Raw genomic sequence first — 4403 nt, 5'->3', positions numbered from 1 at the left:
ACCAGCAGGATCCGACGACGCCCCCACCGGCCGAATACCCGCAGACGGATACTGCCCAGCCAACACATTCGTCGACCGAGCAGCACACTGACCCGTCAAATCGACCTTGTCGGCTCCCGGACCCCGGGCAGACGCATCATCACCCCGAACACTCGCATCCGACTCACCCACCCCCACCGGGCCTTGCCGGGCCCCACCATCGACACCATCACCCGACCGGGTCCGCCCCTCACCATCCAGACCATCCGGCCGCGCATCATCCGACGTACTCGAATCCGAATCACCCACTACCGCCGGATCATTCGAACTCTCCCCATCCGACCGAGGATCACCACCAGTGCCCGAACCAGCCCGAGACCCACCCTCGGACCCCGACTCCGGACCGACCACACCCTCGGGCTTCGGGGTGGCCGCGCCGTCGGGCTGGGCGGTCACGCCGGTGTCATCTGGACGGGTCCGGGCCTGTCGAGCATCGGTCACCGACCCGTGGGCCTCGCCCGTATCCGACTGGGGGGTGGGTGTCTGGCCTGGTGAAGTGTCGCTGGAATCCGCGTGTGCCGCGGCCGAGTCGGGTGAGAAGCCCGACGCCCGGGAATCGGAGCCACTATCGGCGGTATCGCCGGGTGGGGTGGCCGAGGGATCGGCCGGGTCGGAGAGGCTGGCCGGTTCGGCGTGGGCGGTGGTGGTTTCGTCGGCTCCGTGACCGATCCGGGGGGAAGCCGGCATCGCTGCGCTACCACGACCGACCCGACTCGCTCCACCCGCCATCGGTCCGGTAGCAGAAGGTCCGGTAGCGGTAGGTCCGGTAGCAGAAGGTGTGGCGCCGGTGACCGGCGCGCCGGGGGCAGGCGCACTGGGCGCACCAGGGGTGGGTTCGCTGTTCCCGGTGGCGGGTGGGGTGTCGGTGTTCGTCGTGGCGTCCGCGGCGGCTGGGGCCGATTGTCCTGCCGCGTTGTCGGCGGGTGCGGCACTCGTTGCTGCTTGGCCGGGCTGTGTCCCGGCGGCCAGCGCCCCGTCGTGTGCGGCCCCACCCGCCGCATTGCCCGCCGGTGCGGCACCGGTCTCGGCGGGCCCGGCCGTGGGGGGTGGGGTCGAGGCCGGTGCCGGCGAGATATCCGAACTGCGGGCCTGGGCGGTGTTCGGTGCCGCCGCCGAAGCATCCGCGTCGTTGCCTGCGCTGTTGGCTGTGGTGTTGCCGTCGGTTCCGGTGGTAGGTCGGCCGGTCGGGGTGGGGGTGGTGGCGCGTGTCTGGTCGGTGGTGGTGTTGGGGACCCCTCGCCGGCCAGGATGCGCCGTACTCGGGCACCGGCCACGGCGACCGACGGCGTATTCGCGACCGGCGCGGGCGTATCGGTGCGGGTGGTGGCGGTGATCGCTTGTGTTTGGGCGTCCAGGGCGGCTGCCAGGGTTTGCACCGCCGCGATCTGGGTGGAGTATTCGGCGATGAGTTCGTGGTCGGTGCCCGCCGTGCCGGGGTGGGCCAGCATGTAGGCCAGCGAGTCCTTTTTCCGTTCCTGCGCCCGCTGGGCTTGTTTACGCGCCAACCACACCCGGGCCGCGCGGGCTCGGTCCCGGTAGGGCAGGCCATCGGCGGTCAGGACGTATTCGGTATGCCGCGCGGTGAGGTATTTCTGTGGTGTGAGGCCCAACCGCCGCCACAACCGGCCCCGGTCGATCAGATCAACCTTGTTCGTGCTCTGCTGGAAATCTTCCAGCCGGATATCGTCGGCCGCCAAGATCTCCGCGATCAACGCATCGATGTCGGCTTCGGTCCGCGGATCGATGACCGGATCGGCGGGCGGGGGCGGGCTGTCGGCGGGCTCGTCGTGGAGGAGGTCGCCGAAGACGGTGGTGAGGCTGAAGGTGGCGGCGAGGTCGGCGAGACGGGCGGCGAGACGGGCCGCGATCTTCTCCACCCCGGCGATCTGGCGTGCCAAGCTCGCGAGGCGCTCGCTGTCGGCTTCGGACGTACCCGGATCGGCGTGGCGAAACTCCGGATCGGTCAACTCCTGGCGCGTAGCCAATTCGGCCCGCGCCCACGCCAACCACAGCTGGCACGCCTCGGCGCGCACATCATCCGGCAGCGCCTGCTCGGCCAACACGATATTCGAATGCAGCTTCACCATCGCCGCCTGCTCACGCTCGGTCAGCTGCGGCCACAGCCGGGTGAGCAGGCCGCCACCGGAGCGGGCGTCGGCGAGCAGGTCTTCGGGGTCCACCGACACCCGCGCCAACGCCTGGGCGAGGATCTTGCGGTTACGTTGCGCCACCACCTGTTCGGCGAACCGCGCCGCGGTGTCCTCGACCATGGCGATCTGGTCGCGCAGCAGCGTGATCGGGGCGGTGTGCGGGCTGGGCGCACCAGGGCGTGTCGCCTGGAATGCCGTGTCGCGGGCCTGCAACTGCGCCARCACTTCCCGCGCYTGAGCCAACCACGTCCCACACTCGCCAGCGTGCACTGCCGGATCGAGSCCCTGGGCCSYCATCACCACAATCAGGCGCTCGGCCAGGAACAGTTGCTGCTCGAACCTCGTCAGCTTCGGCCACAGTTGCGTGATCTGGTGACCACCGTGGTGTGCGTCCTCGGTCAGCTCCTCGAGCGACACACCCTCCCGCCGCAGCGCCAGAGCCACAATCCGTTGCCGCCCCACCTCTCCCAGCAGCTCGTAGGCTGTTGCGCGCGCATCGTCCGGGAGGGCCTGTTGTGTAGCCACGATGTCCGGATGCAGCTTCATCAGCGCCGCCTGCTCACGCTCGGTCAGCTCCGGCCACAGCTGCGCGAGCAGGCCACCACCGGAGTCGGCGTCGGCGGCCAGGTCTTCGGGGTCCACCGACCACCACGCCAACGCGCGGGCCAAAGTGARYYYCGCCGCGATGTTCTCCACCATGGCGATCTGGCTGCGCAACAGTATGGTTCGCCCGGACATCGGGGCGGGTGCGCCCGGCCCGGTGGCCTGAGATGTCGMGTCGTGTTGTCCGGCGGCGGCCAACTCTTCACGCGCTCGGGTCAACCACTTCTCGCACTCGACAGCCCGTATTCCCGGGTCCAGYCCCTCGGCCCGAATCACCAGCAGCGGATGCGATTGCAGCAACGCCTGCTGCTCGAGCGTCCTCAGCCTCGACCACAATCGGGCGAACTGCCGCCCACCGCTATCCACATCCGCGGTCAGCTCCTCGACCGTCACCCCCTCCCGCGCCAGCGCGAGGGTCACRATCCGCTGCCGCTGGACACCTCCCAGCAGTGCGGCGGAACCGTCGTCGGTGGTATCCGCAGGCGGCGCCGCCACGACTTTCCGGTACCACGCCTTGCCGTCCCAATCGACGATGCATTGGGTGGTTTCGACCTGGTAGCGGGCCTTCATCCACGGCGCCAGGCCCTCACCGAACGAGTTCTGGGTCGCCTCCTCGACCATCCGGTCCGGTTGTGCCCCGACAACCAGCACCGTTTTCTCCTCGACGAGCAACCCCACCCCGTCGCCGAGCGGCATCGCCACCGCCTGGTCGACCAGCGAGTCCAGCAACTGCGCCGACGCYGCCTGCGTCATCCGCCATCTCAGCTCATCGGCCTGGCGCTGAGCCGCCGGAACACCGGCTGTTTCCCGACCGAATTCGGTCAGGTCCGCAGCCAATTGCGCGGCCGCCACATCCGCCGCCAACACCTCGCCCGATTCCACCTCGCCCCGCGCGGTCGCTTCAGCACGCGCGAGCCTGATCCGCAACACAGCATGCTGCAACATTTTCTTGTCCTGGCGCACACGCCGCTCCCACCGACCCGACTCGAGCGGCGTCGCTGTCGGCTGCGCCGCAACCCAGCCCGCCGACAAACCCGGAAACCACGGCTGAGGTCGCGCCAGCGAACCCGCCCGGGCCACTTCACCCTCAACATCCACCGCGGCAGTGGCCTGACCGGCAACGGAATCCGACACCTCCACCGGCAAAACCAGCTGGACGGCGTTCGAATCGATCCCCACCAACCCACCATCGGACACCGGCACCCGCGCGCCGGTCGAAGAATCAACCGACCTCCCCTCCCCAACCGAAGCCCCCTCCCCAACCGAAGCCCCTTCCCCAACCGAAGCCCCTTCCTCGACCGAAGCCCCTTCCTCGACCGACGTCCCTTCCTCGACCGACGTCCCTTCCTCGACCGAAGTCCCTTCCTCGACCGTGGACGCGGGCGGCTGCCCGACGCCGTTACCGGTATCAGCCGACGGCTGCGAGTTCTCCTCGACCAGGGTGAAGGCACCGTCCAGATCGCCCGGCGCCGGCTCGGAGTCCGACCGCTGCCCGGCCGCAGGCCCTGCCGGATCAGAAGCGTTCGACTCCGCCCGCACACCCCGGCCCTCACCTGCGTCCCGGGCACCCCGCTCCCCGCTCGAAGGCGTTGCGGGCGAACCGGTCTGCGA

1 protein-coding gene is annotated in these 4403 nt (G+C 69.6%); it reads right to left on the bottom strand.

Translation table 11 applies throughout. From position 1 onward, the window contains the following. Positions 1–476: 476 nt before the first annotated feature. Positions 477–4331 carry a hypothetical protein gene (locus AB4Z47_RS07595; protein ID WP_441949026.1) on the bottom strand — a complete coding sequence of 1285 codons (3855 nt, stop codon included), beginning with the start codon at positions 4329–4331 and terminating at the stop codon, positions 477–479. Positions 4332–4403 lie beyond the last annotated feature (72 nt).

Origin of the sequence: Nocardia sp. 2TAF39, assembly GCF_052114905.1 — a bacterium.
Lineage (GTDB): Bacteria > Actinomycetota > Actinomycetes > Mycobacteriales > Mycobacteriaceae > Nocardia.
This window is presented reverse-complemented; position numbering and strand designations above follow the sequence as displayed.